The organism is Streptomyces sp. NBC_00075 (assembly GCF_045041225.1).
GTDB classification, from domain to species: domain Bacteria; phylum Actinomycetota; class Actinomycetes; order Streptomycetales; family Streptomycetaceae; genus Streptomyces; species Streptomyces adonidis.
This window is the reverse complement of sequence record NZ_CP108243.1, coordinates 5,706,240-5,719,783: the sequence shown is the minus strand read 5'-3', so window position 1 is coordinate 5,719,783 and position 13,544 is coordinate 5,706,240. Positions and strand designations below refer to the sequence as shown.

General features: G+C 69.9%; 9 protein-coding genes. 2 read left to right on the top strand and 7 right to left on the bottom strand.

The annotated features are described in order from the left end of the window. Positions 1 to 13: 13 nt before the first annotated feature. The 4 genes from OG787_RS24845 to OG787_RS24830 all read right to left on the bottom strand — a co-directional run bounded on the left by OG787_RS24845 (position 14) and on the right by OG787_RS24830 (position 4,405). Positions 14 to 1,744, bottom strand: a complete 1,731-nt coding sequence (locus tag OG787_RS24845) for an ATP-binding protein (RefSeq protein WP_369029043.1) — start codon at positions 1,742 to 1,744, stop codon at positions 14 to 16. A gap of 155 nt (positions 1,745 to 1,899) precedes the next feature. After that, the gene (locus OG787_RS24840; RefSeq protein ID WP_235476918.1) at positions 1,900 to 2,637 is read right to left on the bottom strand and encodes a response regulator transcription factor; all 738 of its coding nucleotides are present in this window, start codon (positions 2,635 to 2,637) and stop codon (positions 1,900 to 1,902) included. 380 nt (positions 2,638 to 3,017) lie between these two features. Beyond that, positions 3,018 to 3,923 (bottom strand): DUF2797 domain-containing protein, encoded by a 906-nt coding sequence (locus OG787_RS24835; protein ID WP_405536428.1) that lies wholly within the window; start codon positions 3,921 to 3,923, stop codon positions 3,018 to 3,020. Positions 3,924 to 4,054: 131 nt separating this feature from the next. After that, positions 4,055 to 4,405, bottom strand: a complete 351-nt coding sequence (locus OG787_RS24830; protein WP_405536427.1) for an HGxxPAAW family protein — start codon at positions 4,403 to 4,405, stop codon at positions 4,055 to 4,057. A gap of 87 nt (positions 4,406 to 4,492) precedes the next feature. Between OG787_RS24830 and OG787_RS24825 the strand changes: the two genes are divergently transcribed. After that, the gene (locus tag OG787_RS24825; RefSeq protein WP_369029046.1) at positions 4,493 to 4,999 is read left to right on the top strand and encodes a MarR family winged helix-turn-helix transcriptional regulator; all 507 of its coding nucleotides are present in this window, start codon (positions 4,493 to 4,495) and stop codon (positions 4,997 to 4,999) included. Between the two features lie 50 nt (positions 5,000 to 5,049). On the opposite strand, the gene OG787_RS24820 is transcribed toward OG787_RS24825, so the two are convergent. The 3 genes from OG787_RS24820 to OG787_RS24810 all read right to left on the bottom strand — a co-directional run bounded on the left by OG787_RS24820 (position 5,050) and on the right by OG787_RS24810 (position 11,773). Further along, on the bottom strand, positions 5,050 to 6,693 hold the full coding sequence (locus OG787_RS24820; protein WP_405536426.1) for a CocE/NonD family hydrolase: 1,644 nt from the start codon (positions 6,691 to 6,693) through the stop codon (positions 5,050 to 5,052). 102 nt (positions 6,694 to 6,795) lie between these two features. Beyond that, complete coding sequence (locus OG787_RS24815; protein WP_405536425.1) at positions 6,796 to 7,464, bottom strand: class I SAM-dependent methyltransferase; 669 nt, start codon at positions 7,462 to 7,464, stop codon at positions 6,796 to 6,798. A gap of 85 nt (positions 7,465 to 7,549) precedes the next feature. Next, complete coding sequence (locus OG787_RS24810) at positions 7,550 to 11,773, bottom strand: pectinesterase family protein (RefSeq protein ID WP_405536424.1); 4,224 nt, start codon at positions 11,771 to 11,773, stop codon at positions 7,550 to 7,552. Positions 11,774 to 12,126: 353 nt separating this feature from the next. On the opposite strand from OG787_RS24810, the gene OG787_RS24805 reads away from it, so the two are divergent. Beyond that, positions 12,127 to 13,401, top strand: a complete 1,275-nt coding sequence (locus OG787_RS24805; RefSeq protein ID WP_369029050.1) for a glycosyltransferase — start codon at positions 12,127 to 12,129, stop codon at positions 13,399 to 13,401. Positions 13,402 to 13,544 lie beyond the last annotated feature (143 nt).

Genomic DNA, 13,544 nt, shown 5'->3' with positions numbered 1-13,544 from the left:
GGACCGACTTTCGTCAGGCCCCCTGTTCCACCCATGTGGTGGCACTGTGCTGTACCTGTGAGTCCGATTGCCAGTTTGTTTCGGGGGCAAGAGCAGGCAAATGCACCGTAAAGATGGTCTGTCCGGGCACACTGTCGACGGTCACCGCACCGCCGTGCGCGGTCGCGACGGCCTGCACGATGGCGAGCCCGAGGCCTGTCGACCCGGTGGTCCGGGAGCGCGCGGAGTCTCCTCGCGCGAACCTCTCGAACACGTGCGGCAGCAGATCTGCGGGGATGCCCTGTCCGTCGTCCTGCACGTCCACGCACAGCCACGGCCCGCGCCGCTGCACGCGCGCGGTGACGGTCGTGCCTGGTGGTGTGTGCGTACGGGCGTTGGCCAGCAGGTTCACCAGGACCTGCTGGAGCCTGGCCGCGTCCGCCGACACCAGCGCGGGCTCGTCGGGCAGGTCGAGGCGCCAGTTGTGGTCCCGGCCGGCGGCACGCGCGTCGCTGATCGTGTCCACGACGAGGGGGACGAGGTCGGTCTGGTCGAACTGGAGCGGGCGGCCCGCGTCCAGGCGGGCGAGAAGGAGGAGATCCTCGACGAGGAGGGTCATCCGCCCGGCCTCGGACTCGATCCGCCCGAGGGCGTGCCGGGTGTCAGGACCGGTCTCCTCACGGCCACGTCTGGTCAGCTCGGCGTATCCGCGGATCGAGGCCAGCGGCGTACGCAGCTCATGGCTGGCGTCAGCGACGAACTGGCGTACGCGCATCTCGCTCTGCTGGCGCGAGTGCAGGGCGCCGTGCACATGGTCGAGCATGCGGTTGAGGGCGGCGCCGACCTGGCCGACCTCGGTGTGCGGGTCGGTCTCGGACTCGGCGACCCGCTCGTTGAGGGTCACCTCGCCGGTGTGCAGCGGGAGTTCGGAGACGCGGGTGGCGGTCGAGGCGACCTTGCGGAGGGGGCGCAGGGCCACTCCGACGAGTACGGAGCCGGCGATACCGGCGGCCACGAGACCGGCGGCGGTGACGCTGACCTCTACGAGGATCAGGGTGTTGATGGTGGTGGTGACGGAGTCGGTGGGCAGGGCGACGTAGAAGTTGCCGCGGGTGCCGTCGACGTAGGTGACGCGGTACTCGCCGAGACCGTCGATGGTGATGGTGTGCAGACCGCCGTCCCGGGAGACCGAGGCCAGCTCCGCCATCTGCGTCTCGTTCAGCTTGACGGCCTCCATGTCACTGCCCGTCGTGCTGGTGCTCGTGCTGGTGCTCGTGCTCGACTGCATCTTGCCGACGTACGCCTGGGTGACACCGCCGTTCGAGTCGACGGCGGCGGCGACGGTGTTCTCCTGCGTGCCGCCCTTCACCATGAACTCCGTCAGCCGTTCTTCGACGGTCTGGTTGTCGGCGCCCGCGGAGGTGGTGCTGTTGCCCGTGGAGGACGAGGAACCCGTGGAGGGCGTGGAAGCGGAGGCCGAGCCGTTGCCTTCCGGCACCCCGTTGGGCGGATTGCCGTTCGCGTTGTCACTGCCCGGACCCGGCCCGTTCGGAGGTCCACCGACGCGCTTGGAGGCCTCGGTGACCTGGCTGTCCAGCTGCTTGTCGAGGTGCTGTTCGAGCGCGATGGTCGTCACCGTGCCGATCACGGCGCACACCACGGCGATCAGCGTGACCGCCGAGACCACCAGCCGCGTGCGCAACGTCCGCGGCTTGTTCTGCCGCTTCACCTTCCGCTGCCTGTGCGACTTCCTCTGACTGCTCACCGTGCTGCCCTCCTGCCGGGCTCGACTACGTCTTCCGGAGCGGCACCACCATTGACGCGCCCTACATTCTGACCGCGCGCCGTCCCGTACGCCGGGGATTCGACCGACCCGCGACTATGAGGGCGAACACATGCCCGCCCCACGCCGAGTACGGATCAGCCGGCGGGCTTGATCAGATATCCGGCACCACGCCGGGTGTGGATCATCGGCTCGCGCCCGGCGTCTATCTTCCGTCGCAGGTAGGAGATGTACAGCTCGACGACGTTCGCCTGGCCGCCGAAGTCGTACGACCACACGCGGTCGAGGATCTGGGCCTTGCTGAGCACGCGCCGCGGGTTGCGCATCAGGAAGCGGAGCAGCTCGAACTCGGTCGCGGTGAGGTGGATGCCCTCTCCGGCCCGAGACACCTCGTGGCTGTCCTCGTCGAGGGTGAGGTCGCCGACGACCAGCACGGAGTCGGAGCGGCGGTCGGCGGCACCGGAGCGCCGGATCAGGCCGCGCAGCCGTGCCACGACCTCTTCGAGGCTGAAGGGCTTGGTGACGTAGTCGTCGCCGCCCGCGGTGAGGCCCGCGATCCGGTCCTCGACGGCGTCCTTCGCCGTCAGGAACAGCACGGGTACGTCGGGCAGCTCGCGCCGCAGCCGGCCGAGGACGGTGAGGCCGTCCATGTCGGGCAGCATCATGTCGAGTACGACGGCGTCGGGCCGGAACTCGCGCGCGGTCTGCACCGCACCCGTTCCGTCACCCGCGCTGCGGATCTGCCAGCCTTCGTAGCGGAGGGCCATGGACAGCAGCTCGGTGATCGACAGCTCGTCGTCCACCACAAGCACTCGGACGGGGCTCCCGTCCGGCCTCAGCAGTTCGGTGCGCCCCTGGGGCGAGGTCGTGGTCATAGCGGACACCTTGTCGGTGTCCTCTGAGAGCAAGCTTTCTGGAACCTGTGATTTTCCTGAGAAACTCACAGGCGCCTCTCAGGGAACCTCTGGGAATCCGCCGCCCAAATGTCGCTTACGGCCCCGCCCGGCCGACCTCGCCCGCCCCAGCAATACCCGTCCTGACCTGCCACTTCCCGGGCCGCACAGGCCGCCGGACCCGTCGACGACAAGCCCCTGAGGCCACCAGAGGGCATCCTGTGCGTCTCCTGGGCGAACCTGATCCGACGTTGCGCACCCCACTTCCGCACGCCCGATTCGTCCCCTCCGACCTCCCCTTCTCACCTCATCCTCATACCGATGTCAGACCTTCCTCAGCTCGGTACCCCCCTGATTCGGGCTCAGAACAGCCCGTCCTGCACCCCCGCCTCCCCCGCCCCCTTCATCCCCTTGAACTCCCGCACAGGCACGGTGAGTCCACCGCTCGCGACCGGCACCAGCTCCCACCCCGTCATCAGCCTCGTGTCCAGTACGACCACGCCCCGCCCGTCCTCAGCCGCGTCCCCGAGGTCGAGATGCAGATCGGGTCCGGCCGCCGCCACCAGCTCGCCCCCGACGACACCCCCGGCCACCAGCTCGCTCACCGCACCCACAGCCGGCGCCGACCCCGTCAGCCCGAACACCCCGACGTGGTCGACGACTTGGCAGGGCGCCCGCTCCAGGGACTCGGGCCAGGCACCCAGCTCCACAGCCCGGGCGTGCAGTTCCTCGACCTCGGCGGCCCGCTCCGCCACCGTCTCCGGCAACGCGGCCCGCACCGCCCGCTTGTCGGCGTACGGAATCCGGTCCGGGACCCCGAGTGCGGCGCGCAGCAGCTCCTCCGTACGCCGGGCGGCCATCAGCGGGCCGGACCCCAGCCAGCTGAAGGCGACCGCACCCTGCTCAAGCAGCCGTGCCGAGCCCCGCTCCAGCGCCGTGATGCCGACCTTGGTCATGCCGGGCCCGAACCAGGCCAGATATACGTGATAGGGGCGTGGATCGTCGGCGATCGTGTCGGCGGCGACCGAGTGCGCCCGGTCCAGCCGCGCGCACTCCTCGCACCGCGCCCCCGTACTCCGCCCCGACACCGCCGCCCGTATCGGACAGGCGTTGCCCCGCGCTCCCACACATGTCCGTACGCCCCCCTCCGTGACCCCGAAGGCCACCCTCTTTCCCCACGTCAGCACACTGTTGCGCCCGCCGTCCCACCGCAGCACGGGACCGTCCGCCGACCATCGCAGCCCCGTGCATCTCCACGCCTGTGCCATCCCTTGCGAGAGTACGGGCTGCCACTGACAACGCCCCCTCGGCCAGCGAAAAGACCAGGTCGGACGGCCGGAGAGGCAGAGAGGCAGAGAGGCGGAGACACAGAGACGCAGAGACGCAGAGAGGCGGAGATTCAGACGCGTTCCGGAACAGCTTCGGCGCCGGTGGTGACGGCCGTACCGCCCGCCCGTCGCCCCCGCCCCGCCAGCCGGCACCCCACGCACCCCTGATGCCCGGCCCGCGCCGAGCGGTCCCGCTCCCGCATCCGCCACTCGCCCACCGGCCGTACGCCCGGCGCCTTCCCCCACCCGGCGAGATGCAGCACCCAGGTGACCAGCAGGGCGACCACCAGTACCGCGATCCCGCCCGTCACCGCGAGGGCCGAGGTCGTACAGATTCCGAGGCCGAGTACACAGGACCCGACGGTCCCGATGGCGGTGCCGGTCCAGCCGGCGACGGTGTGTCCCTCGTCGTAGGTGCTCACGTACGCGTCTCCCCACGTAGAATCGAGAATCTCTCACGCCGTAAGCAGTTTAACCACAAAACCTCTCACCAGCTAAGGCAATCCCCGATGCAAGGCATCCCTGACGCGCAGGGCCCACCCGGCACGTCCCGCCCGCCCGCGTCCCCCGCCCAGATGCTCACGGCGATGGACCACACCATCGCGACGCATCTGCTCAGCCAGCAGGAGATGGCCCGGCGTCTCGGCCTGAACGTCACCGACCTCACCTGCTTCGCCTTCGTCCTGGAGGCGGGCGAGGACCTGCTCACCGCCGGCGACCTGGCCGAACGCGCACACGTCACCACAGGCGCGGTAACCGGCATCCTCAACCGCCTCGAACGCGCGGGCTACCTCACCCGCCGCCCCGACCCGAACGACCGCCGCCGGGTCCGCGTGGCCGCCCAACCGGCCGCCGTCGCCCGGGTCCACGCCCTCTACGAGCCCTACTACGCCCGCCTGGCCGGCCTCATCGCCGACTACTCCCCGGCCGAAGTCGCCGTACTGACCGACTGGTTCACGCGCCAGGGCGAACTGGCCCGCGCGTACATGGACGAGATCCGCGAGACGGACACATAGAAGGACGTACCAGACGCACAGAAGCTAGAAGGACGTACTGGAGGGACGGCTCACTCACTCCGCACCGGCAGCACGACCGCCGACGGACTCCCACCCCCGTGATGGACCTCCTGGTCGGCGGCGAGCAGAACCGTGGCCGTGCCGTGCGGCTCGCCGGACCCCGTGTTGCGCGCGAACCTCGGGAACGCCCCGCTGGACACCTGCACGCGGATGCGGTGTCCGCGCCGGAAGCGGTAGGCGGTGGGCCACAACGAGACGCGGACGAGGCGGAGTTCATCGGCGCCGGTGACACTGACCAGCCCGTCGCACACGTTGTACGACCGGCCGCGCGCGTCGACATCGCACACCCGCACGAACACATCGGCGTGCGCCAGGCTGGACCTGAACCAGATCTCCGCCCCGACCTCCCCGGCGACCTCGACGTCCTCCTCCAACTCGGGTGTCGTGTACGTCAGGACATCGGCCCGCGCCTCCAACTCCGCGTTGGCGACCCGCCCGGCGCCCCGGCCCATCCGGACGCCGCCGACGGCGGGGGTGGGGTCGGCGGGGTCGTACCGATAGGTGTCGTGCGCCGCCCGTTCACCCGGTTCGCCGCCGAGCACACCATCGGCCGCGAGGTGGAACCGCCGGGGCGCGTACCCGACCGGCGGCCAGGTACCGAAGTCCCGCCACTCACCGTCCTTCTCCCCCGCGCCGCCCATGACGAACAGCCGTACGGGTTCCCGCTCCGGAGGCACCTCCCCGCGCGCGTGGGCGAGCCCGAACTCGACCGCCTCGCGGATCGGTGTGCCGTGCGGGGACAGATGGCCCCACGGCCCGACGGTGAGCCGGGCCGACCGCCCCGCCTCCTGCAACGCCCGGAAGTCCCGCAACTGGCCCGGCAGGAAGATGTCGTACCAGCCCCCGATCGAACTGACCGGCACACTCACGCCCGTCACCCGATGCCGATGGTCGAGCTGATCGTCACGCTCGTCGACGCCGGACCCAAGACCGTCGGTGTCGTGGGCGAAGATGCTCTGGAGGTAGTCGGAGCGGTGTCCGAGGGCGGCCTGGTCGGCGCCGCTCAGCGGAAGCGTGGCGAGGGCACGCCGGTTGCGGGAGGCCTGGGCGATCTGGCGCAGCACCGCGAAGGGACGTTCCTGCCCGGCGACCATGACGCCCCACTCGAACGGCGTCTCCAGCGAGAACCCGTCCGCCCGCAGGAACTCCAGGGTCAGCGCCGACTCGGTCACCATCGGGATCATCGCCTTGACCTCGGGCGGCAGCGAATCGGCGACGGCCCACTGGGCGAACCCCATGTAACTGGCCCCGACCAGCACGACTGACCCCGCGCACCAGGGCTGCTTGACCACCCACTCCAGCGTCGAGAGCCCGTCCGCCCGCTCGTTCCGGAACGGATCGAAGACCCCGCCCGAGCCGAAGGTCCCGCGTGCGCTCTGCACGAGCACCTGGAACCCGCGTTCGGCCAACAGCCGTACGGAACCGCCTCCTTGGACCCCGCGCCGCCCGTACGGCGTCCGGATCAGCGCGACGGGCAGCCCGTCGTCCTCACGCCCCCGGGGCACCCACCGGTCCGCCAGCAGCTCGATCCCGTCGGCCATCGGGACGCGCAGATCCCGCCGGACGACGAGATCGCGGGTCAGGGGAGGTTCGAGCCCCAGCAGCCGCTGGAGAAGATGACTACGCAGGTTCATGGACGGCAACCCCAGTCTCGGTCATGGGCCAACGGTGGCACAGGAAGAGGGCGAAAACGGAGCAGAAGAAGGAGATGAAGGAGAAGGGAACGCCAGAAGGGATCAACTACCCGTCGGCTTCCGCCACACCAGCGTGTACCGCCAGAAGAGCCGCCGCCGCACCCGGCACCCGGGCAGCACCCGCCGCGCCTCCCGGACCACCTCGCCGAACCCCGTCTCCGCGGCCCGCGTCCGCGCGGTCATGGCCACCGGGCGCGCCGCCCGCCGCCCCCGGTTCCTCACCCACGCCATGACGAGGTTCGCCAACACGGCGGCAGCCCCCAGCAGATGGTCGACGGGACTCTCGGCCCGCGCCAGCCCGACGACGACCAGCGTCCCGCCGGGCGCCAGTCGCCGCCGGAAGAGGGCGAGCGCGTCGACGTACGGAAGGTGGTGGACGGCTGCGACACAGGTGATGACCTCGTACGGACCCTCCGGAAGCCCGGTCATCGCGTCCACGGCGGCGAAGGTGACCGGGGCGGCCGGGGAGGTGAGTTCGCGGGCCCGGTCGATGATCGCGGCGTCCGAGTCGACGCCGAGCACCGACGACGTGCTCCGCGCGGCCAGCAGCCGCACCAGGTCGCCGCTGCCGCAGCCGACGTCCAGGGCGCGGCCGTACCGCCGGGGCAACTGCCGCAGGATCCACGGGTGGTAGTGGGCGTTGTGGTCCCAGGGACGGGCGGCGTGGAACCGCTCCAGTGCGCGCAGGACGGACGGCGGCAAGATCGGCACGCCGTCATCCTGACGCGGACCGGCGATCCGGACAACGGCGCGGGGCCCCACCGCGAACGATGAGGCCCCATACCCGTACGGACGGTCAACTGCCCTGCGGAGCCCACCCGTCCGTGCCGGTCAGATAGGCGGCGACGGTGTAGGTGCCCTCGTTCGCGGCGGTCAGCTGGGGCCGGTCGGCGTTGGTCCCGCTGTTGTCGGCGCCCGCGCCGCTGTTCCCGTACTCGTCGAAGCGGGCGGCGGCCCAGGTCTGGCTGTCGCTCCAGTTCTTGTACGGGGCGCTGCCGACCTGCGCGGGCAGCGAGGTGTTCCGGATGACCTGCTGGCCGCTCGCGCTCCAGGGCCGGCCGAGGCTGAGCTTGGCGGCGGTGTTGACCCCGTCGGTGACGATCTGGCTGTCGGCGATCAGGAACCCGTACGCCACCGCGGAGTTGGTCTGCGGCGCGGAGAGGATCGGGGTGCTGGTCCGGGAGGTCAGCACCTTGATGACGGAGTTGTCGATCACCGTCGTACCGTGACCGCAGATGAAGTCGACGTCACCCTCGATGTAGGAGTCGGTGAAGTACTGCCGGCTCAGGGCGCCACCGTAGCTGAGCTGCTTGGTGTACAGGGTGTCCTGGTTGGCGAGCAGCCGGACGTTGTCGTAGACCTGCCGGTCGCCCTGGGCGAGCAGCGCGACGGCCTGGCCCTTGTAGGCGGCCATGAGGTCGGGGTTGGCGGCCTCGTCGAAGTCGTTGGAGATCGTCAGGTTCTCGAAGCGCGTGTTGCTGCTCTGGTTGGCGAAGGTCGCGCTGCCGTCGGTGCCGTACGCGGAACCGGTGCTCGGGTTGGTGAGGCCCGCCGCGTTGTTGTGGACGATCGTCGTGTCGGACGCGTCGCCGCTCGTACCGACGATCTGCACGTACGGCTTGTTCTTCAGCGTGACCGTCTCCCGGTAGGTGCCGGGCCGGACCGCGATGACGAACGGGTCGGCCGCCGTACCGCCGGAGGCCGTGGCCGCGACGGCCGCCGAGACGGTGCTGTAGTTCCCGGTGCCGTCGGCCGCGACCACCACGTCGGTACCGACAGGCAGTTCGGAACCGCTGACCTCGCCGGAGACCCCGGAGACCTGCCCGGCGGCGTCCACGGCGACGACCGCGTAGTGGTACGTCGTCCCGAAGGCGGCCGAACTGTCGCTGTACGAGGTCGAGGTGACGCCCGTGGCGACGAGGTTGCCCTCGGTCGCGGTGACCCCGGCGGAGGTCGACCGGTAGACCCGGTACCCGGCCAGGTCGCCGTCGGCGGGCGCGGTCCAGGCCAGGTCGATCCGCCCGGCGGCGCCGGTCGCGGTGAGCCCGGTCGGGGCGCCCGGAGCCTCGTCCACGACCGGCACCGGAACGGTCGCGGTGGCCGAGACCGAGTCGCCGGAGAGGTTGCCGGAGGCGTCCATGGCGACGACCCAGTAGGTGTACGCGCTGCCCTGGACGGCCGTGGAGTCGGTGTACGAGGTGCCGCTGAGGGGAGCCTGACCGCTGATCACCCGGGTGTCGCCGTCGGGCGCCCGCCGGTACACCTGGTACCCAGCGACATCACTGTCCGTCGCTGCGGTCCACGCGAGGTCGATCCCGGTGGCGGTGGCCGCGGCCGTCAGACCGGTCGGCGCGTCCGGGACGACGAAGTCCTCGGCGGCCAGCGTGCCCGTCGGGTCCCAGTTGTCCGTGCCGCGCAGGAAACGCGCGGCCGTGTTCTTCCGGGCCTCGATGTCGCTCAGCTGCGGCCGGTTCGCGTTCGTCCCGCTGTTGTCGGCGCCGACGCCGGTGTTCCGGTACTCCGCATAACGCGCGTTCTTCCAACCATGACTGGCGTCCCAGTCCTTCCACGCCGAGGTGGGAGTCCTCGGGATGGAGGTGCCGCGGACGATCACCTGGGGCTGGTAGTCGCTGGAGTACTGCGGCCAGGGCCGCCCCAGGTAGTACGAGGTGATCCCGGCGTCGAGCGTGATGTCGCTGTCGGTGATCAGGAAGCCGTACGCCGAACCCGCCTTCGTACTGGCGGCGGTGATCGAGCCGCCGTTCTTGCCCCGGCTGCCGGTGTAGTGGATCTCGTCGTTCTGGAAGACGGCGGTACCGGCGCCGTAGAGCCAGTCGGTGTCGCCCTCCAGGTAGCTGTTGCGGATCAGCACCCGGCTGTCGGGCTCGCGGATGTAGACGGTGTCCTGGTTGCCCAGCAGCCGCACGTTGTCGTAGACCTGCCGGTCACCGGTGGTCCGCAGCGCGACGGCCTGGTTGTTGCTGCTGGTCGGGTCCTCGACGTACTCGTTGGCGATGGTGAGGTTCTTGACCGTCAGATCGGAGGCGTCGGCGTAGACGGTCGCCGACGACTCCATCGTGACGGCGGTGCTGCCGTCGCTCACACCGCGCGCCTGGGTGAGGACGGTGTCGGCCGCGTCGCCCGTCCCGCCCACGACGACGAGATGCGTCTTGCCTTCGGCGACAACCACGGACCCGGTGTACGTCCCCGGCTTGACCAGGATGGTCACATCCGCCGTAGCCCCGGCCGGAGCCGCGTTGAGCGCAGCCTGGATGGTGGAGTACCCACCCTTCCCCACAACGAGATCGGCGGCGAAGTACAGGGTCGTGGCCCCGGCCGAGCCGCTGCTCACGGACTCGTTGCCGGCGGCGTCGTACGCCGTGACCGCGTAGTAGTAGGTCACCCCGTCGACGTCGAAGTTCGTGTCGGTGAACGAGGTGGCGGTCTGCCCGGCGGCGACGAGGTTCGCGCCGGTGAGCGCCACGGCCGGGCTGGTGGACCGGTAGATCCGGTACCTGGGGCCGGCCTCGGTGGCCGGCGCGGTCCAGCTCAGCTTGATCTCCCGGTCCCCGCCGACGGCGGCGAGGCCGCCGGGCGCGTCCGGCGCGGTGGTGTCGGGCGGGGTGAGCGCACTGCCGGAGACGGTCGCGGCGGCCGACACGTTCCCGGCGGCGTCGAGCGCGTACACCTTGTAGTACGTGGCGGAGTCATAGGGCGCGGAGATGTCCATGTACCAGCCCTCGTCGGTCGACACGAGCTTCTGGTACGTCCCGTCGGCGGAGTCCGAGGACCACACCTCGTAGGCCACCGTGTCCGGGTAATCGCCGGAGGTCCAGGTCAGCTCGACGCTGCCGAGCATGCCGGTCGCGGTGAGGTCGGCGGGGGCGGCGGGCGCGGTGGTGTCGGGCCGGGTGCCGGAGACGTAGGCGCTGCGGGCGCCCTCGTTCCCGGCGGCGTCGAGCGCGGCGACGGCGTAGTAGTAGGTGGCCTTCTCGGCGGCGGAGGCGTCGTTGTAACTGGCCGCCGTGGTGTCGGCGAGTTTGGTGACGCCGGTGCCGGTGGCCGAGGTGGCGCGGTACACGCGGTACTTGACCGTGTCGGCGGTGGGCCTGCCCCAGGCGACGGTGTTGCCGGTGCCGCTCGCGGTCACGGTGACGTTCGTGGGCGCGGTGGGTGCGGTGACGTCCTTGGACGTCACATTGACAACGGACGAACCGCCCGACACGTTCCCCGACTTGTCGACGGCGACGAGACGGTAGTAGTAACGCGCCCCGGTGGCGGCGGGCTTGTCGTTGTACGAGGTGGCGGTGACGAGCTTGCTGCCACTGATGAGGTTGGCGGGAACGACCGGCACGTTCGAACTGGTGGACCGGTAGACCCGGTACCCGGCGAGATCGGCCTCGGGGCTCCTGGTCCAGGTCAGCTTGGCGGTCGGATAGGCGTACGAGGCTTTCACGCCCACCGGAGCGTTGGGCTTGACCTTGTCCTTGGCTGCGGGCGTCACCTTGACCGAGACGTTGGCGGAACCCCGGCCGGCGAAGTAGTCGACGCGCAGGGTGTGGCGCCCCTTGGCGAAGGTGTGCGCCACGGTCTTGGTCCGGGTCCGCGTGACGTCCTTCCAGGTGTCCAGGATCTTCTTGCCGTCGACGTATATCCGTACGCCGTCCTGGCTCGCGGCGGTCACGCTGAACGGCCCGCCGCCGCCGAAGTCCCGTACCTGGGTCCAGCGAACGGAGAAGTTGTCCTTGGCGATCCCGGAGACGGCGGGACGCCCGGCCCCCCAGTTCTCGCTGATGGCGGCATCACAGACGGTCTTCTTGGCCGCACCGGACAGCTTGGCGTTGGCGAAGAACTGCTCGGTCCACGTACCGGTGGCACAGGAGACGGCCGCCTGCGCGGTGACGGCCGGAATCACGACGAGTCCACCGATGGTGACCGCGGTGGCGAGAGAGACGGCGATGGCCTGAACTCGCTTGCGGGGCACGGCTGCGGCGCGGTCTGGCAACTGCGGCAACTGCATGGAGGGCTCTCGACCCTTTCGGGAACGTACGCGTGGGGGAGGAAGAAACGTTCGACCACCAAGAGGATCTTCACACCCACCCGCCCCAAAGTTCACATCTCAACCATCAGGCGTTATGGAAGTGATACACCCTCACTACCGGTACTTGAGGGGGCAGTTCGCCCGATATCCCGTCCTGGGCGGCTGAGGGACGGCGCCCCCGGGGCCTTGGCACATTCGGGTGGTCTGTACGCCCCGACCGCCTGCCATGCGGCGCGGTCGTCGAGGCGGACTCGTAACGTCGGCGGAAATTGGCGGTGGCCCGCCCCGGGCCCTGAGCCCTCATCGACATCGAGCCAAGCAGGGAGCACCAGATGACGTCGACCGCCACCCCGAGGTTCTCCGTCTTCACCCCCAGCCACCAGGCCCGCTTCCTCGACGAGTGCCTGGCGACCCTCCAGGCACAGACCTGCCCGGACTGGGAGTGGATCGTCCTGCTCAACAACGGCGCCCGGTGGAGACCGGAGCGCCCCGACGCGAGGGTCCGTGTGGAGATCGCGGACGACGTCGTCGGCGTCGGAGCGGCCAAGCGCAGGGCGTGCGAACTGGCGCGCGGCGAGATCCTCGTGGAACTCGACCACGACGACCTGCTGGCGAAGGCGTGCCTGGCGGAGCTCGGCAAGGCGTTCGACTCACACCCCGAGGTCGTCTTCGTCTACAGCAACACCGCGCAGATCACCGAGGACGGCAGACGGGACGACAGCCGGTTCAACGAGGCGCACGGCTGGCACTACGAGGACGTGCGCGTCGACGGCCGCAAGCTGCTTCAGGTCAGGTCCATGGCGCCGACTCCGCACAACGTCGCCTACATCTGGTACGCGCCCAACCACGTGCGGGCGTTCCGCAAGGAGGCCTACGTGCAGGCGGGAGGCTACGACGCCACCCGTACCGTCCTGGACGACCAGGATCTGATGTGCCGGCTGTTCCACGTCGGCGACTTCCACCACATCCCCCGCTGTCTGTACCTCCAGCGGATGCACCCCGCGAACACGCAACGCGCCCCGGAGATCAACGCGCACATCCAGCACGAGACGGTCGCCCTGTACGACAAGTACATCGAGGCCAACGCCCTCGCCTGGACGCACCGGAGGGGGCTGCTCGCCCTGGACCTCGGCGCCGCGCACCGGAAGCCGCCCGGTTACCTGGGCGTGGACCAGTACCCGGGTGATGGCGTCGACATCGTCGCGACCCTGCCCGGCAGACTGGACCTGCCCGACGACTCCGTCGGTCTGATGCGGGCCGTGGACTTCCTGGAGCACGTGCCCGCGAAGGTGCCTCTGATCAACGAGCTGTACCGGCTGCTGGTACCCGGCGGCATGCTCCTCAGCACGACGCCCAGCTCCGACGGCCGCGGCGCCTACCAGGACCCGACCCACGTCGCGTACTACAACGAGAACTCCTTCTGGTACTACACGGACAACCAGTACCGCACCTTCGTGCCCGAGATCGAGGCCCGGTTCCAGAGTTCACGGCTGGCGACCTATTTCCCGTCCGAGTGGCACTCCGAGAAGAACATCTCGTACGTGGTCGCCAACCTCATCGCAATGAAGGACGGCGCCGAACGGTGCGGCGGGCCGCTGCTGGTCTAGGTATTCCGTCACCGGCACCGGATTGGCCTTGCCTCCGATTGGGTGAGTTTATCGGCGGCAAATGAAATCCAGCGGTTGAATCGACGTTTTCTCACGCGGACGGTGCCCATGAGGCCGAAGCCTCATGGGCACTCGCCACGCAT